Annotated in this window: 22 protein-coding genes; all 22 read right to left on the bottom strand. The window is 70.6% G+C overall.

Going from position 1 to position 24,040, the window contains the following annotated elements; all coding sequences use genetic code 11:
* Positions 1-44: 44 nt before the first annotated feature.
* Positions 45-488, bottom strand: a complete 444-nt coding sequence (locus tag P2P98_RS04925) for a DUF805 domain-containing protein (protein ID WP_058594873.1) — start codon at positions 486-488, stop codon at positions 45-47.
* A 175-nt stretch (positions 489-663) separates the two neighbouring features.
* The gene (der, locus tag P2P98_RS04920; protein WP_058594874.1) at positions 664-2,187 is read right to left on the bottom strand and encodes a ribosome biogenesis GTPase Der; all 1,524 of its coding nucleotides are present in this window, start codon (positions 2,185-2,187) and stop codon (positions 664-666) included.
* Entirely contained in the window at positions 2,177-2,914 is a 738-nt protein-coding gene (gene cmk / locus P2P98_RS04915; RefSeq protein WP_275797745.1) for a (d)CMP kinase, read from the bottom strand. Before cmk ends, der begins: the two co-directional genes overlap by 11 nt.
* On the bottom strand, positions 2,907-4,040 hold the full coding sequence (locus P2P98_RS04910; protein ID WP_275797744.1) for a prephenate dehydrogenase: 1,134 nt from the start codon (positions 4,038-4,040) through the stop codon (positions 2,907-2,909). The genes cmk and P2P98_RS04910 overlap by 8 nt, the downstream gene beginning before the upstream one ends.
* Before the next feature lie 52 nt (positions 4,041-4,092).
* Complete coding sequence (locus P2P98_RS04905; protein ID WP_275797742.1) at positions 4,093-4,917, bottom strand: pseudouridine synthase; 825 nt, start codon at positions 4,915-4,917, stop codon at positions 4,093-4,095.
* Positions 4,914-5,519: an SMC-Scp complex subunit ScpB gene (scpB, locus tag P2P98_RS04900; protein ID WP_275797740.1), complete on the bottom strand. Its 606-nt coding sequence runs from the start codon at positions 5,517-5,519 to the stop codon at positions 4,914-4,916. The genes P2P98_RS04905 and scpB overlap by 4 nt, the downstream gene beginning before the upstream one ends.
* Positions 5,509-6,423, bottom strand: coding sequence for a ScpA family protein (locus P2P98_RS04895; RefSeq protein WP_275797738.1), 915 nt, complete (start codon positions 6,421-6,423; stop codon positions 5,509-5,511). The genes scpB and P2P98_RS04895 overlap by 11 nt, the downstream gene beginning before the upstream one ends.
* Positions 6,407-7,309, bottom strand: a complete 903-nt coding sequence (locus P2P98_RS04890; RefSeq protein ID WP_275797736.1) for a ParA family protein — start codon at positions 7,307-7,309, stop codon at positions 6,407-6,409. The genes P2P98_RS04895 and P2P98_RS04890 overlap by 17 nt, the downstream gene beginning before the upstream one ends.
* A gap of 216 nt (positions 7,310-7,525) precedes the next feature.
* A complete protein-coding gene (locus P2P98_RS04885; protein WP_275797734.1) occupies positions 7,526-8,320 on the bottom strand; it encodes a DUF4184 family protein in 795 nt (264 codons plus the stop codon).
* 1 nt (position 8,321) lies between these two features.
* Complete coding sequence (gene tyrS, locus P2P98_RS04880) at positions 8,322-9,635, bottom strand: tyrosine--tRNA ligase (RefSeq protein WP_275797733.1); 1,314 nt, start codon at positions 9,633-9,635, stop codon at positions 8,322-8,324.
* A gap of 90 nt (positions 9,636-9,725) precedes the next feature.
* Entirely contained in the window at positions 9,726-10,229 is a 504-nt protein-coding gene (locus tag P2P98_RS04875) for a Pycsar system effector family protein (RefSeq protein ID WP_275797731.1), read from the bottom strand.
* Between the two features lie 77 nt (positions 10,230-10,306).
* On the bottom strand, positions 10,307-11,737 hold the full coding sequence (gene argH / locus P2P98_RS04870) for an argininosuccinate lyase (RefSeq protein ID WP_275797729.1): 1,431 nt from the start codon (positions 11,735-11,737) through the stop codon (positions 10,307-10,309).
* A gap of 254 nt (positions 11,738-11,991) precedes the next feature.
* The gene (locus tag P2P98_RS04865) at positions 11,992-13,113 is read right to left on the bottom strand and encodes a heparan-alpha-glucosaminide N-acetyltransferase domain-containing protein (RefSeq protein ID WP_275797727.1); all 1,122 of its coding nucleotides are present in this window, start codon (positions 13,111-13,113) and stop codon (positions 11,992-11,994) included.
* A complete protein-coding gene (gene argF / locus P2P98_RS04860; protein ID WP_275797725.1) occupies positions 13,092-14,015 on the bottom strand; it encodes an ornithine carbamoyltransferase in 924 nt (307 codons plus the stop codon). The genes P2P98_RS04865 and argF overlap by 22 nt, the downstream gene beginning before the upstream one ends.
* Entirely contained in the window at positions 14,012-15,229 is a 1,218-nt protein-coding gene (locus tag P2P98_RS04855; protein ID WP_275797723.1) for an acetylornithine transaminase, read from the bottom strand. The genes argF and P2P98_RS04855 overlap by 4 nt, the downstream gene beginning before the upstream one ends.
* On the bottom strand, positions 15,226-16,128 hold the full coding sequence (gene argB, locus P2P98_RS04850) for an acetylglutamate kinase (RefSeq protein WP_058594888.1): 903 nt from the start codon (positions 16,126-16,128) through the stop codon (positions 15,226-15,228). The genes P2P98_RS04855 and argB overlap by 4 nt, the downstream gene beginning before the upstream one ends.
* Positions 16,125-17,282 carry a bifunctional glutamate N-acetyltransferase/amino-acid acetyltransferase ArgJ gene (argJ, locus tag P2P98_RS04845; RefSeq protein ID WP_275797721.1) on the bottom strand — a complete coding sequence of 386 codons (1,158 nt, stop codon included), beginning with the start codon at positions 17,280-17,282 and terminating at the stop codon, positions 16,125-16,127. The genes argB and argJ overlap by 4 nt, the downstream gene beginning before the upstream one ends.
* Positions 17,279-18,328 (bottom strand): N-acetyl-gamma-glutamyl-phosphate reductase, encoded by a 1,050-nt coding sequence (gene argC / locus P2P98_RS04840; RefSeq protein ID WP_275797719.1) that lies wholly within the window; start codon positions 18,326-18,328, stop codon positions 17,279-17,281. The genes argJ and argC overlap by 4 nt, the downstream gene beginning before the upstream one ends.
* 510 nt (positions 18,329-18,838) lie before the next feature.
* Positions 18,839-21,349: a phenylalanine--tRNA ligase subunit beta gene (pheT, locus tag P2P98_RS04835; protein WP_275797717.1), complete on the bottom strand. Its 2,511-nt coding sequence runs from the start codon at positions 21,347-21,349 to the stop codon at positions 18,839-18,841.
* Positions 21,349-22,389: a phenylalanine--tRNA ligase subunit alpha gene (pheS, locus tag P2P98_RS04830; protein ID WP_275797715.1), complete on the bottom strand. Its 1,041-nt coding sequence runs from the start codon at positions 22,387-22,389 to the stop codon at positions 21,349-21,351. The genes pheT and pheS overlap by 1 nt, the downstream gene beginning before the upstream one ends.
* A gap of 49 nt (positions 22,390-22,438) precedes the next feature.
* Positions 22,439-23,353: an amino acid ABC transporter permease gene (locus P2P98_RS04825; RefSeq protein WP_275797713.1), complete on the bottom strand. Its 915-nt coding sequence runs from the start codon at positions 23,351-23,353 to the stop codon at positions 22,439-22,441.
* Positions 23,350-24,000: an amino acid ABC transporter permease gene (locus tag P2P98_RS04820; RefSeq protein ID WP_275797748.1), complete on the bottom strand. Its 651-nt coding sequence runs from the start codon at positions 23,998-24,000 to the stop codon at positions 23,350-23,352. The genes P2P98_RS04825 and P2P98_RS04820 overlap by 4 nt, the downstream gene beginning before the upstream one ends.
* Positions 24,001-24,040 lie beyond the last annotated feature (40 nt).

Raw genomic sequence — 24,040 nt, 5'->3', positions numbered from 1 at the left:
GCCCCGACCCCCGCAATCGGGGCCGGGGCACGCGAAGACAAAGGTCAGCGGTCGAACCGCGCACCCTCGGGCTTCGAGCCCAGCAGCGTGAAGACGAAGAGGATGATCGGCCCGACGAGCGGCACGAAGTAGATGAACGCCCAGAAGCCGCTGCGGTTGGTGTCGTGCAGGCGGCGCACGAGAACCGCGATGTGCGGGACGATCGTGGCCAGGCCCCAGATCACCGACAGCACGACGAAGATCACACCGATCCCACCGGCGAGCTGCACCTCGCCGTACGGGCCCGTGGTGACCCCGCCCGTCACGGCCGCGAGCACGTTGAGCACGAGGACGACGAGGCCGTTCGCGAGGATCCACCACCAGTACTCGCTGCGGCTCGCGCGACCGGTGAACGTCGCGTACTTCTTGAAGATGCGGCGCACGGCCGCACCGAACGGCGCTCCGTAGTACGGCTGATCGAGTGCCGGTTCGGCCTGCAGATTGGTCATGGAGATCCCCCTTGTCAGCGGCCGACGTGCCGCACGCGGGCGGACCCTGTAGCCCACCGCTGATGCAGCGTACCGATTCCTGGGAGGTTTCTGTGAGAAATCGCGCGATTGTTTCGCGAACAACGAGAGAACGCCCCGGTCACCGCAACGGCGACCGGGGCGTTCTCGGAGCGGATCAGCGCTGGCGCTTCTCGCGGATGCGCATGTTCAGCACGATCGGCGTGCCCTCGAAACCGTAGATCTCGCGGAGGCGCCGCTGGATGAACCGGCGGTAACCAGGGTCGAGGAACCCGGTCGTGAACAGCACGAATGTCGGCGGACGCGTCGCCGCCTGCGTGCCGAACAGGATGCGGGGCTGCTTGCCGCCGCGGAGCGGGTGAGGGTGCTCGGCGACGAGCTCCGACAGGAACGCGTTGAACTTGCCGGTGGGGATGCGGGTGTCCCACGACTCCAGCGCCGTCTCGAGCGCGGGCACGAGCTTGTCGAGGTGACGGCCGGTGCGGGCCGAGATGTTCACGCGCGGAGCCCAGGCGACGTGCGCGAGGTCCTGCTCGATCTCGCGCTCGAGGTAACGACGGCGGTCCTGGTTCTCCATGTCGTCGTCGTTCAGGCGGTCCCACTTGTTGAACGCCAGCACGAGCGCGCGACCCGACTCGAGCACGAGGTCGATGATGTTGAGGTCCTGCACGCTGATCGGCTGCGACACGTCGAGCACGACGACGGCGACCTCGGACTTCTCCAGCGCCGTCGAGGTGCGCAGCGACGCGTAGAAGTCGGCGCCCTGCGACAGGTGAACACGACGACGGATGCCGGCGGTGTCGACGAGCGTCCAGAGCTTGCCGCCGAGCTCGACGACCTCGTCCACGGGGTCACGGGTGGTGCCGGCGAGCTCGTTCACGACGACGCGCTCCTCGCCCGCGGCCTTGTTCAGCAGCGACGACTTGCCGACGTTCGGGCGACCGAGGATCGCGACGCGGCGCGGCCCGCCGATCTCGTACTTCGCGACGGCCGAGACGTCGGGAAGCACCTTCATGAGCTCGTCGAGCAGGTCGGCGACACCGCGACCGTGGATCGCCGACACGGGGTGCGGCTCGCCGAGACCCAGGTTCCACAAGGCCGTGGCCTCGGGCTCCTGGCGGGCGTCGTCGACCTTGTTGGCGATGAGGAAGACGGGCTTCTTGCTCTTGCGCAGCAGCTTCACGACGTGCTCGTCGGTCGAGGTCGCCCCCACCGTGGCGTCCACGACGAAGAGCACGACGTCGGCGAGGTCGATCGCGACCTCGGCCTGCGCGGCGACCGAACGGTCGATGCCCTTCGCGTCGGGCTCCCACCCGCCGGTGTCGACGAGCGAGAAGCGGCGGTCGAGCCACTCGGCCTTGTACGTGACGCGGTCGCGCGTGACGCCGGGAGTGTCTTCGACGACCGCCTCGCGGCGCCCGAGGATGCGGTTCACGAGCGCCGACTTGCCGACGTTGGGGCGACCGACGATCGCGACCACCGGCAGCGCCGGCAGGAACTCGATCGCTCCCTCGCCCGAGGCGAGACCGGCGAGGAGCGCCGCATCGTCCTCGTCGAGGTCGAAGTCCTCGAGGCCCGCGCGCAGCGCCTCGGCCCGCTGTTCGGCGAGGACCTCGTCCAGCTCGGCCATCTTCTCGGCGAGCTGGTCGGGCCCGCCCTCGTACTCGTCTTCAACGCCCATCGCGGGCTCCCATCGTGGAGTCGACGACGCTCAGCACGGCATCGACGGTCTGTTCGAAATCGAGGTGGGTCGAGTCGACGACCTCGACGCCTTCAGCGGCGGTGAGGAAGTCGACGACCGTGGAATCGGCCGCGTCGCGCTTGTGCAGCGCGGCGGCGACGGCTGCGGCATCCTGTGTCGTCAGTTCTGCGCTGCGCCGCGCGGCGCGCACCTCGGGCGCCGCGGTCAGAAGGATCCGCACCGGCGCATCGGGGAACACGACGGTCGTGATGTCACGTCCCTCGACCACGACGCCCGGAAGAGCGGCGGATGCCACGAGCCGACGGAACAGCTCGTTCACGGCGTGCCGCACGGGGGCGACACGCGCGACCCCGCTCACGGCGTCGGTGACCCGGGGCTCGCGGATCGCGGCGGTCACGTCGACGGAACCGACGCGCACCCAGCGGTCGGTCGTGTCGAGCGAGATGGCGTAGTCGAAGTCGCCGAAGACCTCGAGGACGGCCGTGGCGTCGGAGGTGTCGACGCCGTGCTCGAGCGCGTGCCAGGCGAGGGCCCGGTAGGCGGCTCCGGTGTCGAGGAAGCCGTAGCCGAGGCGCGCGGCCGCGGCCTTCGACACGCTCGACTTTCCGCTGCCGGCGGGGCCGTCGATCGCGACGACGACCGGGGCTCCCGCCGACGAGCCCTCGACGGGGCCGCCGAGAGCGGGCTTGAGGAGGGATTCAGTCATGGGTGGTGCTCGCAATCCGCCAACCGCGCTGCTGGAGCCCGTCGACCGCCCGGCGGACCGCGTCGGGGACGACGCTGATCTCCGCCAGACCGAACGGTGCTCCGGGCGAGTGCTCGAGGCGTAGGTCTTCGACGTTGACGTCGAGGTCGCCGAGTTCGCCGAAGAGGCGACCCAGCTGGCCGGAGGTGTCGTCGACCATGACGACGAAGGTATCGAAACGGCGGTTCTGGCCGTGCTTGCCGGGCAGGCGCTCCACGCCCTCATTACCGCGGCGGATGGTGTCGGCGATCGCGCGCCGCGCACCGGGCACGTCGGGGTCGCGCAGCGCCTCGGCGACCTCGGACAGGTCGGCGGCGAGCTGGTCGAGCACCTCGACCACGGGTGCCGAGTTCGCGCCGAGGATCTGCACCCACAGTTCGGGAGCGGATGCCGCGATGCGCGTCGTGTCGCGCACGCCCTGACCCGCGAGGCGCAGGGATCCGTCGGGCGCCTCGACGAAACGACCGGCGAGCAGGCTCGCGACCAGCTGGGGCACGTGCGACATGAGCGCGACGGACTCGTCGTGCTCCTCGGGCGTCATCTCGATGAGCGTCGCGCCGAGATCGAGCGCGAGCCCCTCGACGAGCGAGAGGTCGTGCGCGGAGGTCTCGGCGTCCCGGCACACGACCCACGGACGGCCGATGAAGATGTCGGCGCGGGCCGAGATCGCTCCCCCGCGCTCGCGTCCGGCCATGGGATGCGAGCCGATGTAGTGTCTGAGGTCGACGCCGCGCTCGCGAAGCGTCCGCAGCGGCTCGAGCTTCACGCTCGCGACGTCGGTGACGACGGCATCCGGGAACGCCTCCAGCTCACGCTGCACGACATCGGCGATCACGTCGGGCGGCGTGGCGACCACGATGAGTGACGGTCGGTCGTCGGGGCGCTCGGCGCGGCCCGCGCCGTAGTCGATCGCGAGGCGCAGCTGCGAGGGAGAGGCGTCGACGAGCACGACGTCGACCCCGCGCGCGGTGAGCGCGTGGCCGATGCTCGCACCCAGCAGGCCCGAGCCGACGACGCGGACGGTGCCGCTCGTGCGGGTCGCCAAAGGCCCGGCCGCGCGCGCGGACGTTCCGTTCGGTTCGCTCATCGGGTCTCCTGCCCTGGGCGGCGCCCCTCGCACCGCGAGACGCCCCGGAGGCTCACTCCGCGGGAGTGTCGCCGTCCCGACGGGACAGCGTGAGCAGGGCGCCGCGTTCTACTGTAGTCAACTCGCGCGCCTTGCCCACCGGGAGTGTTCCCAGGTGCAGCGGCCCGAACTGCCGACGGACCAGCTCGACGACGGGGTGGCCGACCTCGGCCATCATGCGCCGGACGATCCGGTTCTTGCCCGAGTGCAGCGTGAGTTCGACAAGGCTCTCGCCGCGCGACGCGTCGAGCAGGCGCGCCTTGTCGGCCGCGATCCGTCCGTCCTCGAGCTCGACGCCTTTGATCAGCCGCTGGATCGTCTGGGGCAGCACCTGCCCCTCGACCTTCGCGATGTACACCTTCGTCACGCCGAACGAGGGGTGTGCGAGCACGTGGGCGAGGTCGCCGTCGTTGGTCAGGACGAGAAGGCCCGAGGTGTCGGCATCCAGTCGTCCGACGTTGAACAGACGCTCGTCCCAGTCCTTCGTGTAGCGCCGCAGGTCGGGGCGCCCGCGGTCGTCGCTCATGGAGCTGACGACGCCCGTGGGCTTGTTCAGGATGACGTAGCGCTTCGACGCGTCGAGCTGGATCGCCGTGCCATCGACGTCGACGAGATCGGCCTCGGGGTCGATGCGCGAGCCGAGCTCGGTCACCACCTGCCCGTTGACCCGTACGCGGCCCGCGACGATCATCTCTTCCGAGACGCGCCGCGAGGCCACACCCGCATTCGCGAGCACCTTCTGCAGGCGGACACCCTCTTCGCCCCCGCTCGCCGAGCGCGAGCCCCCGGTCGCTGAGCGCGAGCCCCCGGTCGCTGAGCCTGTCGAAGCGTCAGTCATTTCAGAACCTCTCCGTCGAATCCGTCGGCGCCGTCGTCGAGCAACGGCGAGATGTGGGGCAGCTCGTCGAGCGAGTTGATGCCCAGATTGACCAGCAGCTGGTCGGTCGTCCCATAGTGGATCGCCCCCGTGTCGGGGTCGGTGAACACCTCGGTGATGAGCCCGCGGGCGAGCAGCGTCCGGACGACCGAGTCGACGTTCACGGCGCGGATGGATGCCATTTGCCCCCGCGTCACGGGCTGCTTGTACGCGATGACGGCCAGGGTCTCGAGCGCCGCCTGCGACAGCCGCGAGGGCGCCTGGGTGTTCACGAACTCGCCCACGACGTCGTCGTACTCCTCGCGGACGTACAACCGCCATCCGCCGCCGACCTCGCGCAGCTCGAAGCCACGGACCGGCCCACCGATCTCGCCGTTGTAGTCCGCGACGAGCGCCTCGACCGCCTGTCGCACGGCCGGCACGGGCGCGCCCACCGCGGCGGCAAGGCTCACGAGGCTCTGCGGCTCGTCGACGACGAGCAGGATCGCCTCCAGACGACGGGCGACGGATGCCGGATCGCTCGCGCGCGGAGCCGGGATCGGGGCCTGCGGGTCAGCGGTCATAGTCGGCTCCCAGGGCGGCGAGGTTCTCTTCCGACCACCTCTCGGCGGTCCAGCGCAGCGTCAGCTCCCCCAGCGGCTCGAGCTGCTCGAACGACAGCGCCGCGTGGCGGTACAGCTCGAGGATCGAGAGGAACCGCGCGACGACGACGCCGGTCTCGGTGACGCCGGCGACGAGGTCGCGGAAGTTCAGGGTGCCCGCCGAACGGAGCAGCGTCACGACGATCGCGGCCTGCTCGCGGATGCTCACGAGCGGCGCGTGCAGGTGGTCGAGCCCGACGGTGGGGATCTGCTTGGGCGCCATCGCGACGACGGCGAGGGCCGCGAAGTCGTCGAGGCTGAGCGTCCACACGAGCTCCGGCACGGCTGCGCGGTACTTCTCGTCGAGTCGCACGTCCCGGGTGTGACGGCGGTCCTCGCGCTGCAGGCACCGCGCGAACCACGCCGACACCTCCTTGAACGCCCGGTACTGAAGGAGTCGGGCGAACAGCAGGTCGCGCGCTTCGAGCAGCGCCACGGATTCGGCATCCACGAGCTCACCCTGGGGCAGAAGACCCACGATCTTCATGTCGAGCAGCGTCGCCGCGACCACGAGGAACTCGGATGCCTCATCGAGGTCCTGCTCGGGACCGAGGTCGCGGAGGTACGCGATGAACTCGTCGGTCACACGGCTGAGGGCGACCTCGGTGATGTCGAGCTCGGCGCGCGAGATGAGGGTGAGGAGCAGGTCGAACGGTCCGTCGAAGACGGGGAGGGTGACGCGGAAGCCGGCGGCGTCGGTCCCTTCGACGGGCTCAGGGACCTCGGTCGCGGGATCACCAGTCTCGCGCGAGAGGTGGCTGAGCTCGTCGAAGCCACCGGGGGCGGATGCCGCCGCGACGCGGGTGTCGTCAGGCGACGGCGCCACGCGCGACCAGCTCCCGCGCCAACCGCAGGTAGGCCTGGGCGGCGGCGTGCTCGGGCGCGAACTCCGTGATCGGCATGCCCGAGACCGAGGCATCCGGGAACTTCACCGTGCGACCGATGACCGTCTCGAGCACGTCGTCGCCGAATGCCTCGACGACACGCTCGAGCACCTCGCGCGAGTGCAGCGTGCGGGGGTCGTACATCGTGGCCAGCACGCCGTCGAGCTGGATCGCCGGGTTCAGCCGGTCGCGCACCTTGTCGATGGTCTCGACCAGCAGCGCGACACCGCGCAGGGCGAAGAACTCGCACTCGAGCGGGATGAGCACGCCGTGTGCGGCGGTGAGCGCGTTCACGGTGAGCAGGCCCAGCGAGGGCTGGCAGTCGATGAGGATGACGTCGTAGTCGGCCGCGACCTTACGCAGCACGCGCGCGAGGATCGTCTCGCGGGCGACCTCGTTGACGAGGTGCACCTCGGCGGCCGACAGGTCGATGTTGGCCGGCAGCACGTCGAGACCCTCGACACGCGTCTGCACGATGACCTCGCGCGGGTCGCGCTTGGTGTCGAGCAGCAGGTCGTAGATCGTCGGCACGTCATGGGTCTGGATGCCGAGACCCGCCGACAGCGCACCCTGCGGGTCGAAGTCGATCGCGAGCACGCGGCGGCCGTAGCCGGCGAGCGAGGCGGCGAGGTTGATGGTCGTCGTCGTCTTGCCGACGCCGCCCTTCTGGTTGCACAGCGCGATGATCCGCGCGGGACCGTGGCTGTCGAGAGCCGGCGGGGTGGGGAACCCCTGGTAGGGACGACCGGTGGGGCCGAGGATGACCTCGTCTTCGCCCGTCTTGCTGCCCTTCGTGCTCGCCGACACCGAGTCTCCCGCCTTCGTCATAACGTCGTCGAGTCTAGCCGCCGCCCGCCCCGCGGCCCGCGTGACCCGCGGGCAGGAGCCGGGCTCCAGGCTCCAGGCTCCGCGAGACTGCAACGCGCTGACATCCCCACTGCAGGCTGCAGTGGATTTGTCAGCCGTGTGCAGTCTCGCCCATCCCGCGCCGTGAGCCGCGCACCCCGGGCCGCGCACCGCGAGGCGCGCGCCGCGCGCCGCGGGTCAGCCGCGTGCCGTCCGCGCGAGCCGCGCACGCCGCGCCTGCACGAGAACGGCGAGGAGCACGGTCGCGATACCCCACACGGCGGCGACCTTCACGAGCACGCCGTAGATCAGGTGGGTCGGGGTGTACTCCGCCCCGAACCCTCCCTCGACCGCGAGCGCCACGAGTGTCGCCCCGACCAGCGCGACCGGAAGCGAGAGCCACCACACCGCGCGCACGGCATCCTGAACCACACGCCGCACGGGCACCGCCGTGCGCTTCGACAGCCACCACAACCCGAAGACCGCCAGCCCCGCCAGCCCGAACGCCCCCGAGCCGTACTGCAGCCACTTCACGCCCAGGAGCGGCCCCCACTGCTGCTCGAGCGCGGGGAACAGGGCATCGCCCGCTCGCCCCTCGTGCGTGAAGAAGTCCCACGCGACGTGCGTGACCACCCCGAGCGCGAGCGAGACGACGAGCCACAGGATGCCGACGACTCCCCCGCGCACGGTCTCGCGCGCGACCGTGGGGGCACCGGCATCCCATCCGTCGGGCAGGCGCTCGGCGATGCGCCGCGGCAGCAGCTCGCGCGTCGCGGGGCGCAGGACGCAGCGCCACACGAGAAGCAGCACGAACGCCAGGACGACCGTCACCGGCAGCCACGCGAGATCGTGGGTCACGGAGTACGGGGGCACGATTCCGCGCAGGAACAGCGGAAGGTCGGGGGTCATCGCGCCGATCGCGATCGCCGCCGGCACCAGCGGCGTCCGCACGAAGGGCAGGGCGACGACCGCGTGGCTGACGGTGAACGGCATGTCAGCTGAGGAAGAGTCCCGCGAGCGTCTTCTTGCCGCGGCGCAGCACCGAGACGCCGCCCGGGAGAGTCCCCTGCACCACGGCGTCGTCGCTCGTCACCTTCTCGCCGTCCAGCGAGACGCCGCCCTGCGCGATCGCGCGGCGCGCGTCGCTGAGGCTCGACGACAATTCGGTGGCAGTCAGCGCCTCGACGACGGTGGTTCCGCGGGCGATCGTCGCGTTCGGCAGTTCCTCGAGTGCCGTGCGGAGCACGGCGGCATCCAAAGCCTTCACGTCGCCCTGGCCGAACAGCGCCTCGGTCGCGGCGATGACGGCTTCGGTCGCCTCCGCTCCGTGCACGGTCGTGACAACCTCGCGTGCGAGGCGCTTCTGCGCGGCGCGGCGGAACGGCTCGCTCTCGACGAGTCCCGCGTACTCTTCGATCTCGGTGCGCGTGAGGAACGTGAACACCTTGAGGCGCTCGATCACGTCGCGGTCGTCGGTGTTGAGCCAGAACTGGTACATGGCCCACGGGCTGCACATGTCGGCATCCAGCCAGATGGCGTTGCCCTCGCTCTTGCCGAACTTCGTGCCGTCGCTGTTGGTGATGAGGGGGGTGCCGATGGCGTGGACCGACGCGCCCTCGACCTTGCGGACCAGGTCGGTGCCGCTGGTGAGGTTGCCCCACTGGTCGCTGCCGCCGGTCTGCAGCACGCAGCCGTACTGGCGGTACAGCTCGAGGTAGTCGAGTCCCTGCAGGATCTGGTAGCTGAACTCGGTGTAGCTGATGCCGGCCTCGGAGTTCAGGCGCGCGCTGACGGCGTCTTTCTTCAGCATCGTGCCGACGCGGAAGTGCTTACCGATCTCACGCAGGAAGTCGATCGCGCTCAGGGGCGCCGTCCAATCGAGGTTGTTCACCATGCGGGCGGCACTGTCGCCCTCGAAGCTCAGGAAGCGCTCGACCTGGGCTCGCAGGCGCGACACCCACTCGGCCACCGTCTCGCGCGTGTTGAGCGTGCGCTCGGCCGTGGGGCGGGGGTCGCCGACCAGACCGGTCGAGCCGCCGACGAGCCCGAGCGGGCGGTGTCCGGCGAGCTGCAGGCGACGCATGGTGAGCAGCTGCACGAGGTTGCCCAGGTGCAGGCTCGGCGCGGTCGGGTCGAAGCCGCAGTAGAAGACGATCGGGTCGCCGCCGAGGAGCTCGCGCAGCTCGGTCTCGTCGGTCGACACGTGGATGAGTCCGCGATAGACCAGCTCGTCCCAGACATTGTCGAAAGTCGGGTCATTGGCGGGCTGGAGGGCGCTCACGGGCGCCGCATCGATCGGTGCAGACACCCGTTCAGGCTACCAGCGGGGGTATCGGACCCCGGATGCCAGGGCGCGACCGCGACCGCAGGGAAACGCCGCCGCGCCCTCATCATCGCCTCACCCAAACATCTGATGCCCCGCCACGACGGCGAGGAGGAGTCCCGCGGCCATCAGACACAACGTCGCCCCACTGCTCAATGCGAACTTCCGGTCCGCGATAACGGCATTGATCTGGATCTGGCGAGCAAGGTTGACGCTCAGGTCAACGCCGTCTTTCAGAACACTAGCCGTATAGGCATCCGGACCCTCGTACTCTTTCGCGATGGCTCGAAAGTAGATGTGTTCCGTCGCACGCCCGGGTCGGTAGGGTCGACGCGGGAGAAGAGCGGCGAGGGCGAGTACCCCCGAAGCGGCGATCAGGAGCCCGCAAAGGGCCGAGAAGAAGACAACCCATGCGGGGTCGGCTCTGTCCGACACAACGAACAGCCCACCCCCCGCCACCCCCGCGAAAGCGATCAACGTGGTCAGCTTCGTGTCGGCGTGCCGAATCAACGCGTTGACGTTCTCGAGTTGCCGCCAAAGGACTTCCAGACGCGGCAGGTCTGTCGCTCGACGCCTCACACGGGCACCACGGGAGTCCGATAGATCACCTGATAAGGCTATGGCTTATCGTTCGGATTTGATAAGCCAAAAGCTGATCAGTCGATCAGCGTGCGCGCGGCCGACTGAGCCCGCGACACGAGCTCTTCGCGCTGCTCACGCACGCGCTCGGGAGCCGTCCCACCGACACCGGTGCGGCTCGACACCGACCCCTCGATGGTCAGCACCTCGCGCACCGCGGGCGTGAGCGACGGAGAGACGGATGCCAACAGGGCGTCGTCGGCGTCTTCGAGACCGATCTCGCGCTCCTCGCACGCGCGCACCAGCGCGCCCGAGATCTCGTGCGCGTCGCGGAACGCCACGCCCTGACGGACGAGCCACTCGGCCACATCGGTGGCGAGCGAGAAGCCCTGCGGGGCGAGCTCCGCCATGCGGTCGGTGTGGAAGCGGAGCGTCGCGATCATGCCCGAGAACGCCGGCAGCACGAGCTCGAGCGTGCGCACCGAGTCGAAGACCGGCTCTTTGTCTTCCTGCAGGTCGCGGTTGTACGCCAGCGGCAGACCCTTCAGCGTGGCGAGCAGGCCGGAGAGGTTGCCGATCAGACGGCCGGCCTTGCCGCGCGCGAGCTCGGCGATGTCGGGGTTCTTCTTCTGCGGCATGATGCTCGAGCCCGTGGAGTAGGAGTCGTCGAGCGTGACGAAGCCGAACTCGCGGGTGTTCCAGAGGATGACGTCTTCGGCCAGACGCGAGAGGTCGACGCCGATCATCGCGGTGATGAACGCGAACTCGGCCACGACGTCGCGCGAGGCGGTGCCGTCGAGCGAGTTCTCGGCCGGGCGCGCGAGTCCCAATCGGTCGGCGACGAGCTGCGGGTCGAGGCCCAGGGTCGCTCCGGCGAGCGCTCCCCCGCCGTAGGGCGAGACCGAGGCCCGCACCGACCAGTCGCGCAGGCGCTCGATGCCGCGCGTGAACGCCCAGCCGTAGGCCTGCAGGTGGTGCGCGAGGAGGACGGGCTGCGCGTGCTGGAGGTGCGTGCGCCCGGGCATGATGGCTCCGTCGTTCGCCTCGGCCTGGGCGACGAGCGCGTCGATCAGGCGCAGGACCTCGCGGGTCAGGGTGCGCGCGTGGTCGAGCAGGTAGAGACGCACGAGCGTCGCGATCTGGTCGTTGCGGCTGCGGCCGGCGCGCAGCTTGCCGCCGAGCGCGGGCCCCACAGTCTCGATGAGCACGCGCTCGAGAGCGCCGTGGACGTCTTCGTCGCCGGGGGCGGCGACCAGCGTGCCGTCCTTCACGCGGGCGGCGAGCTCGTCGAGTCCCGCGTGCATGGCCGCGGCCTCTGCCGCGTCGAGATATCCGGCAGCCTCGAGGGCCGCGGCGTGCGCGTGCGAGCCGGCGATGTCGTAGAGGGCGAGGTCCCAGTCGAAGTGCGTCGAACGGCTCAGCGCCGCCAGTTCGGGAGAGGGTCCGCCCGAGAAACGGGCGCCCCACAGGGCTCCCTCGTTCGTCGCCTGGCCGGTCTCGCTGCTCATGCCCCCAGCCTACCGAGGGCGGCCGACAGCGCCGTCGCCGTGACGAGGGCCGGCCCGCCACGCGGCCGCCGGCGGCCCCGCCCCGAGCCGGCCCGCCGCGCGTGCCGAACTCCGGAACAATCGACGATTCCCCGCCCCCTCGGGGCCTCAAAACCGGACGAACCCCCAAATCCTCCGGAGTTTGGCACGGCCCACGGCCCGGGGACGCCTCCCCGCCACTGACAGCACCGACCCAGCCCAGCGAGGCCCGACTCTCAGCGCTCGCTCGGGGCCGCGGCATCCCGTCCCACGACGAGACGCACGATCGCGTCGACGAGCGCTTCGAGCGGTCCCCGGCCGACCGTCAGCACCCACGCGGTGCACCCGACGATCAGACCGAGGGTCAGCGGACCGAAGAGCTCGAGCGCGCGGATCCCCCACAGATCCGAGGTGTCGCCGAGCACGGCCAGAGCGACGACGGCCCACACCAGCAGCTGCACGACGTAGGCGGTCAGCGGCATCGAGCCGACGGCGCGGAGCGGGACCGCGACCCAGCGCAGCGGCGTGCGGCACAGCAGCAGACACAGCCCGATCACCGCGATCGCGAAGCCGCCCGAGCCGATCACCTCGCCGAGCCCCGCCGAGTGGTCCTCGGCGGTCAGGACCGTCGAGAGATAGGCGTTCCCCGCCACGAGGGGCGCCGTCGCGAGGGCGAGCCCGTATCCCGCCAGCGTGAGCGCGGAGCCCGAGAGCACGATCAGCGCCTGCTCGGGCAGCAGCCGGAGGTCCAGGCGTCCGAGGCCCATCCCGGCGAGCAGGAAGGCGATCCACACGGGGAAGGGGTAGTGCCACCCGAGAGCCGCTGCCAGCTCGTCGCCCCCGCGACCCGACCAGATCGGCGCGGCGTCGAGCACGGGCTGGATCCACGGCATGACGAGCGCCAGCGCTCCCGCGGTGAGGAAGAGCGCCCGAGGGCGCATCCCGAGGAACGGCAGCGACAGCACGAACAGCAGGGCGTATGCGGGCAGGATCACGTAGACCGGCACGCCCGTCATCACGAGCAGGATGCCGATGACCCACAGCAACGCGCCCCTCATCGCCAGCCGCGCCGAGGCGCGGGTGCGGCGATAGCCCTCGACCGGTCGCGTCCCGCCGGTGACGAGCGAGATCGACACGCCCGCGAGGACCGCGAACAGGATCGAGGAACGCCCGTTGACGATGTCGAGCCACGACGAGGGGTCTCCCGCGACGAAGTCCTCGGTGTCGAGCAGGTGCGCGGCCAGCATGCCCACGACCGCGAGGCCCCGGGCGAGGTCGACGCCGGCCAGCCGGCCCGGCCCGTCGAATCGGGTCCAGAGCCGGCGTGGCCGGGACGTCAGTTCTGGCGCAGAAGCCACACCAACAGCGCCTTCTGGGCGTGGAGCCGGTTCTCGGCCTCGTCCCACACGACGCCCTGGGGGCCGTCGATGACCTCGGCGTCGACCTCGTAGCCGCGGTCGGCGGGAAGGCAGTGGATGAAGATCGCCTCGTCGTCGGCGAGGGCCATGAGCTCGCTCGTGACCTTGAACCCACCCAGATCGCGGATGCGCGCGAGCTTCTCCTCTTCCTTACCCATCGACACCCACGTGTCGGTGACGATGACGTCGGCCCCGGATGCCGCGGCCTCGGGGTCGTCGCTCAGGGTGATCGACCCGCCGGTCTCGGCGGCGATCCGCTCGGCATCCGCGATCACGTCGGCGCGCGGCGCATAGTCCGCGGGAGCCGCGACGCGGACGTGCATGCCGGCGGTGACGCCCGCGAGCACGTACGAGTGGGCCATGTTGCTCTGCCCGTCGCCGAAGAACGACAGCGTCAGCCCCTTCAGCTCGCCCTTGTGCTCGCGGATCGTGAGCAGGTCGGCGAGGAGCTGGCAGGGGTGGAAGTCGTCGCTGAGGGCGTTGACGACCGGGACGCGCGTCCCGCGCGCCATCTCTTCGAGCCCCGACTGCGCGTAGGTGCGCCACACGATCGCGGCGACCTGACGCTCCAGCACCCGGGCCGTGTCGGAGGGCGTCTCCTTGCCGCCGAGCTGGCTGTTCGCGGTCGAGATGATCAGCGGCGACCCGCCGAGATCGGCGATGCCGACGGCGAACGAGACGCGCGTGCGGGTCGAGGACTTGTCGAAGATCACCGCGACGGTCTGCGGGCCCGCGAGCGGCTTCTGCGCCCAGCGGTCCTTCTTCAGCTCGATCGCCAGGTCGAGGATCTCGGCCTGTTCGGCCGGGGTCAGGTCGTCGTCGCGCAGCAGGTGGCGGGTCACGCGGGAGCTCCTTCGAGGATCAAGGCATCGGACACGGTGGAGAGCGCGGCCGCGAACAACTCGAGGAACTGCGCGATCTCGGCATCCCCGATCGTGAGGGGCGGCGCGATGCGGATGGTGTCGTCGTTGGCGGCATTCACGACGAGCCCGTGCTGCTGGGCCGCGGCGACCACGGCCTTGGCGACGGGGCTCGTGAGGCCGATGCCGAGCAGCAGGCCCCGGCCGCGGACGCCCGCGACGAGCGGCGAGCCGAGCGCGGCGATGCCGTTGCGGATCTCCCCCTCGCGGCGGGCGGCGTTCTCGACGAGACCGGATGCCTCGATCTCCTGCAGCACCGCTCCCCCGACCGCGGTGCCCAGCGCGTTGCCGCCGAAGGTCGAGCCGTGCGTGCCGGGGAAGAACAGGTCACTGGCCGCGCCGAACGTGATGAGCGCGCCGATCGGGAAACCGCCGCCGATGCCCTTCGCGACGGTGATCGCGTCGGGCACGATGCCGGCGTGCTGGAACCCGAACCAGGCGCCGGTGCGCCCGGCACCGGTCTGGATCTCGTCGATGATCAGCAGGGCGCCGTGGCGCGCGGTGATCTCGCGCGCGGCCTGCAGGTACCCCTCGGGGAGCTCGACGACGCCCGCCTCGCCCTGGATCGGCTCGACCAGCAGAGCGGCGACACGTTCGTCGACCGCGGCCTCGAGGGCCTCGATCGTGGCGTCGATGTGCTCGACGCCGGGGACCATCGGCAGGAAGTCGGCCTGCAGCGCGGGCTTGCCGGTGAGGGCGAGCGAGCCCATCGTGCGGCCGTGGAAACCGCCCTTGAGCGTCAGGATGCGCGTGCGGTCGGTGCCGCGGCCGTGCAGGCGCGCGAGCTTGAACGCCGCCTCGTTGGCCTCGGCCCCGGAGTTGCCGAAGTACACGCGGCCCGACTCTCCCGTGCCGGCGAGCCGCTTCAGGCGCGCGGCCATCGCGAGCTGCGGCGGCGTGGCGAAGTAGTTCGAGACGTGCGCGAGGGTCGACGCCTGCGCGGTGATCGCCTCGACGAACACCGGGTGCGCGTGACCGAGGGCGTTGACCGCGATACCGGCGAGGAAGTCGAGATACTTCGTCCCGTCGGCGTCCCAGAGGTAGGCGCCCTCGCCGCGCACGAACATCGCCATGCGGTCGCCGAAGCTCCGGACGAGGTCGCGTCCGGCGTCTTCCTGCCAGGTTGCCGTGGTCATGCGACCACCTCCGTTCCGATTCCCTTGCTGGTGAACAGTTCGACGAGCACCGAGTGCGGCACGCGTCCGTCGATGATGGCCGCGGTGGGCACTCCCCCGTCGACGGCGTCGAGGCACGCCTGCATCTTCGGGATCATGCCCGACTCGAGCTTCGGCACCATCGCGCGCAGCTCCGTCGAGGTGAGGTGCGACACGAGCGAGTCGCGGTTCGGCCAGTCGGCGTAGAGCCCGGGCACGTCGGTGAGGACGACGAGCTTCTTCGCGTTCAACGCGACCGCGAGCGCCGCGGCCGCGGCATCCGCGTTCACGTTCAGCGAGTTGCCGGGGTGGTCGAGATCGGGCGCGATGCTCGAGACGATCGGCACGCGGCCCGCGGCCAGGTGGTCGAGCACGGGCTGCGGGTCGACCGTGACGACGTCGCCGACGCGGCCCAGGTCGTGCTCGACCCCGTCCACGACCACGCCGCGGCGACGACCGCCGAACAGGCCGGCGTCCTCTCCGCTGAGACCGGTCGCGAGAGGTCCGTGCGCGTTGACCTTCGCCACGAGCTGCGGGTTGATCTGTCCGGTGAGCACCATCCGGACCACGCCGATGGCCTCGGTCGAGGTGACGCGATAGCCGCCGCGGAACTCGCTCGGGATCTCGAGGCGATTCAGCATCGACGAGATCTGCGGACCGCCGCCGTGCACGACGACGGGCTTCACGCCCACGTAGCGCAGGTACGCGATGTCGGCGGCGAAGGCGTCCTGCAGCTCGTCGCTGACCATGGCGTTTCCGCCGTACTTCACCACGACGACCTGGTCGCGGTACTTACGCACCCACGGCAGCGATTCGACGAGCGTGACCGCCCGATCGCTGGCTTCGGCGGGATCGGTGTCTTGGAGGTCGACGTGGGTCATGAGGAGTAGGCGCTGTTCTCGTGGACGTAATCGTGCGTGAGGTCGTTGGTGCGGATCGTGGCCGCGGCCTCGCCGACGCGCAGGTCGACGACGAGGTCGGTCGCGCGGGGGGTCAGGTCGACGTCCTCACGCGGACGGTCCGGACCGCCGGCGGTGCACACGCGCACGCCGTTCATCCAGACGTCGACGTCGTACGGGTCGAAGGCGGCGTCGGTCGTCCCGATCGCGGCGAGCACCCGACCCCAGTTAGGGTCGTTGCCGAAGACCGCGGCCTTGAAGAGGTTGTTCCGGGCGATCGAGCGGCCCACCACGACGGCGTCGTCCTCGCTCGCGGCGTTCACGACCCGGATGGTGATGTCATGGCTGGCGCCCTCGGCATCGCCTTGCAGCTGTGCCGCGAGATCGTCGCATACCGCGGTGAGAGCCTCGGCGAACTCCTCGGCGGGAACCCGGATGCCACTGGCCCCGCTCGCCATCAAAGTGACCTGGTCGTTCGTCGACATGCAGCCGTCCGAGTCGAGCCGGTCGAAACTCACGCGCGTCGCGGCGCGGAGCGCCGCGTCCGCCTCGGCCGCGTCGAGGACGACGTCGGTGGTGATCACGACGAGCATGGTCGCCAGGCCCGGCGCCAGCATCCCCGCGCCCTTCGCCATCGCGCCGATCGACCACCCCTCGCCCACGTGCACGGCCCGCTTGGGCTTCGAGTCGGTGGTCATGATCGCGAGCGACGCGTCCTCGCCGCCCTCGGGCGAGAGCGTCGCGATCCCCTGGTCGACGCCCGCGAGAACCTTCGCGCGGAAGACCTCGTCACCGGTGCCGATGAGGCCGGTCGAGCACACGAGCACATCGCCCGCGCCGACACCGAGCAGCTCGGCCGCGCGCTCGGCGGTCTGGTGCGTGGTCTGGAAGCCGAACGACCCGGTGAAGCAGTTCGCTCCGCCCGAGTTGAGCACGATGGCCTCGACGACGCCGTCCTTCACGACCTGCTCCGACCACAGGATCGGGTTGGCCTTCGCCCGGTTCGAGGTGAAGACGGCGGCGCCCACCTTGAGAGGGCCGCGATTGACCACGACGGCGACGTCGCGCGCGTGCGTCGACTTCAGGCCGACGGCGACTCCGGCCGCCTCGAATCCGGCGGGGGCGGTCACGCTCACGGGGCGACTCCGTTCAGGGGAAGGGCCGTGGTCTCGGCGAGACCCAGGGCGATGTTCATGGACTGCACGGCGGCTCCGGCCGTGCCCTTGACGAGATTGTCGACCGCGGCGACCGAGATCACACGGTTCGCCGCCCGATCGATCGCGAGCCCGATCGAGGCGACGTTGGCGCCGAGCACGTCGGCCGTCCGCGGGAAGACGCCCTCCGGAAGGAGCTCGACGAAGGGCTCATCGGCGTAGGCGTTCTCCCACGCGGCGCGGATCTCGGCATCCGTCGCCCCTTCCCGAATGGGTGCCGACGAGGTCGCGAGGATCCCCCGCGCCATGGGGACGAGGACCGGGGTGAACGAGATCCGGATGCCGTCGGCCACCGCTCCGGCCGCGGCGAGCGCCTGCCGGATCTCGGGGATGTGCCGGTGCGTCCCGCCCACCGCGTAGGGATTGGCGGTGCCGAGGATCTCGCTGGCGAGGAGGTTCGTCTTCGCGGCCTTCCCCGCCCCGCTCGGCCCGACGGCGAGGACCGAGACGATGTCGCCCGGGTCGATGACACCCGCGGCGACGCCCGGCGCGAGCGAGAGCGCCACGGTGGACGCGTTGCAGCCCGGGGCCGCGATACGCGTCACGCCGCGCAGGTTGTCGCGCTGCTTGCCGCCCGCGACGGGCAGCTCCGGCACGCCGTACGCCCAGGGCTCGGCGTGCGTGCCGCCGTAGAACGCGGCCCAATCGTCCGACGAGGTGAGGCGGTGGTCGGCCCCCGCGTCGATCACGAGCGGGGTGTCGGCGAGGGCGTCGGTGTACTGCGCGGACTGGCCGTGCGGCAGCGCGAGGAAGACGACGTCATGGCCCGCGAGGATCTCGGGGGTCGTCGCCTGCAGCTCGAGGTGCGCGAGCGACCGGAGGTGAGGCTGGTGGGCGAGAAGCGGCTGACCCGCGCTGGAGTGCGCGGTGACGGTGCGGATCTCGACATCGGGATGATCGGCGAGGAGGCGGAGGATCTCGCCGCCCGCATAGCCGGAAGCGCCGGAGACGGCGACCGAGAGGGTCATGTATCTACCTTAGGAGTCGGGGCGGGTGCTGAAATTCAGCGCGTACCGGGGCGGCGACGCCCGCAAGCCCGACAACCGGCGGGCTACGAGGTCGCCGAAACTCGGCGTGCGACCCGACGTCGGCGCAGCGCAGCGGTGCTCACGGAGAGCTCCGAGCTGAACGCGGCGATCGACGACATCTGGCGAGGGTATCGGCCCGGTCGGGGCCAGGGCAAATCACGTGCGGATGCGGGTCCGCGCGGGCTCCGCTGGGAGAACGGCATGCAATCCCCCTCTTGTCCCCCATTTGGGGGACAAGAGGGGGATATGCTGTGAGTCCTGCCCTCATCGCTGGTTGCTTCCGACTGCCCCCTATACCGGCGGTGAGGGCAGGCCCACGTCGCAGGTGAACCTGCGCATCGTTCAGCATAAGCGCGCCTCGACGCGCGAACGGACGGCCGCGTACGCGAGGGGCGGGATGCCACGGCCTCCGCCGCGGACACCCCGCCCCGTCGTCGGTCTCGACGTCTGTCAGTCGCGGATCGTCGCCCCGAACCGCTCGGCGGCCACCGCGACCCCCGCGAGCTTGGCCTCGGTGGCCTCCGCCGCGGTGAGGGTGCGATCGTCGGCACGGAAGCGCAGCGCGAAGGTCAGGCTCTTCGTTCCCTCGGCCAGGCCCGGACCCCGGTAGTCGTCGACCAGACGCGTGCCCTCGAGGAGCGGAGCGCCCCCCTCGAGCAGCGCGGCACGGACGGCGCCGGCCGCGACATCGACGGGGACCACGAGCGACACGTCCTGCGTCGCCGCCGGGAAGCCCGACAGGGAGGCCGCGACGACGCGCGACTGAGCGAGATCGAGCATCGCGTCGAGGTCCAGCTCGGCGACCAGCACGCGCCCCGGCAGGTCGGCGTCCGCCGAGACCGTGGGCAGGACCTCTCCGACGTAGCCGATGTCGACACCGCCGGCCAGCACACGCGCGGTGCGCCCGGGGTGAAGGGCCGCGCGCTGCGCCTGGACGAGCTCGATGTCGAGCCCGGCCGCGCCGGCCAGCACGCGCACGGCGTCGACCGCGTCGGCGAGGTCGGCCGCGACGGCCGCCTGGCCGGGTTGCTTCGCGACGGTGTGTCCCGTCAGCAGGACGGCGACGTGCCGCCGCTGCGGAGGGATCGAGGCATCCAGAGCCGTCAGCGTCGCGGCGTCCGGACGCACCGCGAGCGGCGGGACAGACGGAGTGCCGTACTGCACGCCGGGTTTCGGGAGGAACACCGTGCCGATCTCGAACAGCGCCAGGTCGACGATGCCGCGCGAGACGTTGCGGTGCGCGACCTGCAGCATCGCCGGGACGAGCGACCGGCGCAGGAACGGCGCGAGGCCGTCGAGCGGGTTCGCGAGCTTGACGCTCGGCAGCTTCTCTCCCGAGGGCGAGCCGTGGAGGGCGTTCTGCTCCTCGGTCGTGAAGGGGAACGACGGCGTCTCGACGAAACCGGCGGCCGCGAGCGCGTTCGCCACGCGGCGACGCCCCTGCTGCGCGGACGTGAGGCCGCGACCCGAGGGCGGCGTGGGCAGCACCGACGGGATGCGGTCGTAGCCCTCGATGCGCGCCACCTCTTCGGCCAGCGTCCACTTGTCGGAGAGGTCGTGGCGCCACGAGGGAGCCGTCACCGACCAGCCGCCGTCGCGCTCGTCGACCGTGCACCCGATGAGCCGCAGCGCCGACACGATCTCGTCGTCGGTGTACTCGACACCGATCAGGCCCGACACGAAGCCCGCGGGGAGGGTGATCGGGTCACGGCGGTAGGGCGCGCCGAGCGCCCCCCCGAGCTCCGTATCGAGCGTGCCGCCCGCGAGCTCGACCATCAGCGAGGCCACACGCTCGGCCGCGACGTAGGGAACGAGCGGGTCGACACCGCGCTCGAAACGCCGCGAAGCTTCGGAGGGCAGCTTGTGCCGACGCGCGGTGCGGGCGATCGAGACCTGGTCGAAGGTCGCGGCCTCGATGAGCACGTTGCGGGTCGCGTCGCTCATCTCGGTCGGGCCGCCGCCCATGACGCCGGCGAGACCGATCGGTCCCGATTCGTCGGTGATGAGGAGGTCTTCCGCACTGAGGGTGCGCACCTGCCCGTCGAGCGTCTCGAGCTTCTCGCCCTCTTCAGCGCGGCGCACCGTGATGCCGCCCTGCAGACGGTCGAGGTCGTAGCCGTGGATCGGCTGGCCGAGCTCGAGCATGACGTAGTTGGTGATGTCGATCAGCACACCGAGCGAGCGGATGCCGGCGAGCGACAGGCGCGTGATCATCCACGGCGGCGTCGGACGCGACGGGTCGACGTCGCGCACGATGCGGGCGACGAACTCGGTCGCGCCCTGACGTCCGCGGATCGGCGCGCGGTCGTCCACCGCGATCGGGAAGCCCGAGGGAATCCGCGCGACGGCGTCGTCGTGCCCCGTCCCCGGGTCGCGGAAGTCCGCGCCGGTGGCGTGCGAGTACTCGCGCGCCACCCCGCGCAACGACAGCGCGTACCCGCGGTCGGGCGTCACGTTGATCTCGACGGCGATGTCGTCCAGACCCAGCAGGGCGATGGCATCCGTCCCCACCGGCGCGTCGATCCCGAGGTCGACCAGACGCAGGATGCCGCTGTGCTCGCTGCCGAGCCCCAGCTCCTTCGCCGAGGCGATCATGCCGTCGGACACGTGGCCGTACGTCTTGCGTGCGGCGATCGGGAACGGCCCGGGCAGCACCGAGCCGGGAAGGGTCACCACGACCTTGTCGCCGGGGAAGAAGTTGCCCGCGCCGCAGACGATGCCGCGCACCCCGCCGTGCTCGTCGCCCACGTCGACCTGGCACCAGCGGATGGTCTTGCCGTTCGACTGCGGCTCGGGCGTGAACTCGATCACTTCGCCGACGACGATGGGGCCTGCGAGCTCGAAGCGGTGAACGTCTTCTTCTTCGAAGCCGACGGAGACCAGAGCCGCGAGGACATCGTCGGCCGTGGCATCCGCGGGCACGTCGACGTACTCGCGCAACCAGGAGAGCGGGACGCGCATCAGACCACCATTCCGAACTGCTCGCTGAAACGGACATCGCCCTCGGCCATGTCGCGCATGTCTTGCACGTCGCTGCGGAACATGAGCGTGCGCTCGATGCCCATGCCGAACGCGAAGCCCGAGTACTCCTCGGGATCGATGCCGGCGGCGCGCAGGACGTTGGGGTTCACCATGCCGCAGCCGCCCCACTCGATCCAGCGCGCCCCGCCCTTGAAGGTGGGGTGCCACAGGTCGAGCTCGGCGCTCGGCTCGGTGAAGGGGAAGAAGTTGGCGCGGAAACGCGTCTTCGCCTCGGGGCCGAACAGCACGCGCGCGGCGTGGTCGAGCGTGCCCTTGAGGTGGGCCATCGTGATGCCCTTGTCGATGACGAGCCCCTCGAACTGCGTGAAGACGGGGAGGTGCGTCGCGTCGAACTCGTCGGTGCGGTAGACGCGGCCCGGGGACAGCACATAGATCGGAATGTCGCGCTCGAGCATCGAACGCATCTGCACGGGTGACGTCTGGGTACGCAACACCAGGTGCCGCGCGACCGGATCGACGTAGAAGGTGTCCTGCATCGTGCGCGCCGGGTGATCGGGGTCGACGTTCAGCGCGTCGAAGTTGAACCACTCGTGCTCGAGCTCGGGACCCTCGGCGATCTCCCACCCCATGCCGACGAAGATGTCGGAGACCTGCTCCTGCAGGAGCGAGATCGGATGCCGTGCCCCGACGCGCGCGCGCTGCGGCAGCGCGGTGACGTCGATGCGCTCGGCCTCGAGCTTCGCGGCCGTCTCGGCCTCGGCGAGCGCGGTCTCACGGGCGGCGAGCGCCTGGTTGACCTGGCCGCGGGCCTGGCCGACGAGCTTGCCGAACGCGGCCTTCTGGTCGGGGGCGACGTGGCGCATCTGGGCGTTCAGCCGCGCCAGGGCGGACTGCTCACCGGTGTGAGCTGCGCGGGCGGCTTTCAGGTCGGCCGTGGTCGCGGCCGCGGCGATGGCCGCGAGCGCGGCATCGACGGCGGAGGCGACGGCCTCGGGGGTGATCTCGGGTGCGTCGGACACGAGATGAGAGTCTACCGACGGGCGGGGACACTCCCCCGCCCGTCGATGCTCAGAGCCCGGAGGCGTCGTACTTGCCGAGGCCGCGCTGCGCGACGATCAGCTCGGTGTCGGTTCCGGTCTGCCCGGGAGGCTCGGCGCCGGCGACGCGCGTCGCCTTGGGCGAGCGGCGCAGACCGATCTCGACGCGGTGGGCGGCGTACGACAGCGCGAGGCACATGGCGACGTAGATCACGCTGGCCACCATCGCGGCGGGGATGAGCGGCGACCCGTACTCGCCGTTCGACCCGAGCTGACGCGCGAAGTAGAGCAGCTCGGGATAGGTGATGATGAAGCCGAGCGCAGTGTCCTTCAGCGTGACGACCAGCTGCGCGATGATCACGGGCAGCATGGCGCGAATGGCCTGAGGCAGCAGGACGAGCCGCATGACTCCGGCCTTGCGGAGACCGATGGCGTAACCGGCCTCGCTCTGTCCGCGCGGGAGCGACTCGACACCGGCGCGGATGACCTCGGAGAGCACCGAGCCGTTGTAGGCGATGAGCGCGATCACGACGGCCCAGTACGGCGACACCTTCAGCCCGATGACGGGCAGACCGTAATAGAGCAGCAGCATGAAGATCAGCACCGGGACAGCCCGGAGCAGTTCGACGATCCAGCCGACCGGCATCCGGACCCAGGCGTGATCGGACATGCGCCCGATCGCGAGGATGAACCCGAGCACGACGGCGCCGACCGCGGCAGCCGCGAAGGCCGCGAGGGTGGCCAGCGTCGCCTCGCCGAAACGCACCCAGATCGCCGTGTAGGTGAAGACGTTCCACTTGGTGGCCGAGAACTGGCCGGTGTCGAGGAAGCGCCAGACGACGAAGCCGATGACGGCGACGACGAGCAGCAGAGTGGCCGCACCGAGGATGCGGTTGCGCATCCGGGCGCGGGGGCCCGGAAGGTCGTAGAGGACGGAGGAGCTCATCGGGCGACCTTCCACTTCTTCTCGGCGGCGCGCTGCAGGGCCGAGAGCACGAGCACCAGGAGGACGAAGACGGCCATGACCAGGATGATCGTCATGAGCTGGTTCTCGCCGTTCTCACTCATCACGGCGCGGATGTTGCCGAGGTTGACCACCGAGAAGCCGGACGCGACGGTGGTGTTCTTCAACAGGGCGATGAAGACGCTCATCATCGGCGGGATGACCGAACGCGTCGCCTGCGGGAGGACGACGAGCGACATGACCTGGCCGAAACCGAGGCCGAGGGCGCGGGCGGCTTCGGCCTGTCCGACGGGGACGGTGTTGATGCCGGAGCGGATCGTCTCGGCGACGTACGTCGCCGTGTAGATGCCGAGGCCGCAGACGGCGAGGGCGAGAAAGCTCCCGCGCGGCACCTCGATCAGCAGCGGGACGCAGAAGGCGAAGAAGAACAGCACGAGCGTCAGCGGGGTGTTGCGGATCCAGTTCACGTAGACCGCACCCACGGCGCGGGCGATCGGAATCGGCGACACCCGCATCGCCCCGACGATGAAGCCCAACACGAGAGCGATCAGACCGCCGCCCAGGAAGAGCACGACGGTCCCCCACAACGCCTGCGCCCACAGGTCGGGGTAGTCGAAGATCTGATTCACCGAAGGGTGTCCGTTCTGTTTTCGTCGTTCGGTCGAGCGG

This window comes from Microbacterium sp. Kw_RZR3 (assembly GCF_029222405.1).
Classification (GTDB): Bacteria; Actinomycetota; Actinomycetes; order Actinomycetales; family Microbacteriaceae; genus Microbacterium.
The sequence above is the reverse complement of the archived record's forward strand: the minus strand, read 5'-3'. Positions and strand labels throughout refer to the sequence as shown.

What these genes read in the sequence shown, in the direction of transcription:
- P2P98_RS04825 (WP_275797713.1), bottom strand. Translation starts at nt 23,353, where the DNA reads ATGAGCTCCTCCGTCCTCTACGACCTTCCGGGCCCCCGCGCCCGGATG.
- P2P98_RS04905 (WP_275797742.1), bottom strand. Translation starts at nt 4,917, where the DNA reads ATGACTGACGCTTCGACAGGCTCAGCGACCGGGGGCTCGCGCTCAGCG.
- P2P98_RS04885 (WP_275797734.1), bottom strand. Translation starts at nt 8,320, where the DNA reads ATGCCGTTCACCGTCAGCCACGCGGTCGTCGCCCTGCCCTTCGTGCGG.
- P2P98_RS04910 (WP_275797744.1), bottom strand. Translation starts at nt 4,040, where the DNA reads ATGAGCGAACCGAACGGAACGTCCGCGCGCGCGGCCGGGCCTTTGGCG.
- argH (WP_275797729.1), bottom strand. Translation starts at nt 11,737, where the DNA reads ATGAGCAGCGAGACCGGCCAGGCGACGAACGAGGGAGCCCTGTGGGGC.
- der (WP_058594874.1), bottom strand. Translation starts at nt 2,187, where the DNA reads ATGGGCGTTGAAGACGAGTACGAGGGCGGGCCCGACCAGCTCGCCGAG.
- cmk (WP_275797745.1), bottom strand. Translation starts at nt 2,914, where the DNA reads ATGACTGAATCCCTCCTCAAGCCCGCTCTCGGCGGCCCCGTCGAGGGC.
- scpB (WP_275797740.1), bottom strand. Translation starts at nt 5,519, where the DNA reads ATGACCGCTGACCCGCAGGCCCCGATCCCGGCTCCGCGCGCGAGCGAT.
- P2P98_RS04890 (WP_275797736.1), bottom strand. Translation starts at nt 7,309, where the DNA reads ATGACGAAGGCGGGAGACTCGGTGTCGGCGAGCACGAAGGGCAGCAAG.
- P2P98_RS04925 (WP_058594873.1), bottom strand. Translation starts at nt 488, where the DNA reads ATGACCAATCTGCAGGCCGAACCGGCACTCGATCAGCCGTACTACGGA.
- P2P98_RS04855 (WP_275797723.1), bottom strand. Translation starts at nt 15,229, where the DNA reads ATGACCACGGCAACCTGGCAGGAAGACGCCGGACGCGACCTCGTCCGG.
- argC (WP_275797719.1), bottom strand. Translation starts at nt 18,328, where the DNA reads ATGACCCTCTCGGTCGCCGTCTCCGGCGCTTCCGGCTATGCGGGCGGC.
- pheT (WP_275797717.1), bottom strand. Translation starts at nt 21,349, where the DNA reads ATGCGCGTCCCGCTCTCCTGGTTGCGCGAGTACGTCGACGTGCCCGCG.
- argB (WP_058594888.1), bottom strand. Translation starts at nt 16,128, where the DNA reads ATGACCCACGTCGACCTCCAAGACACCGATCCCGCCGAAGCCAGCGAT.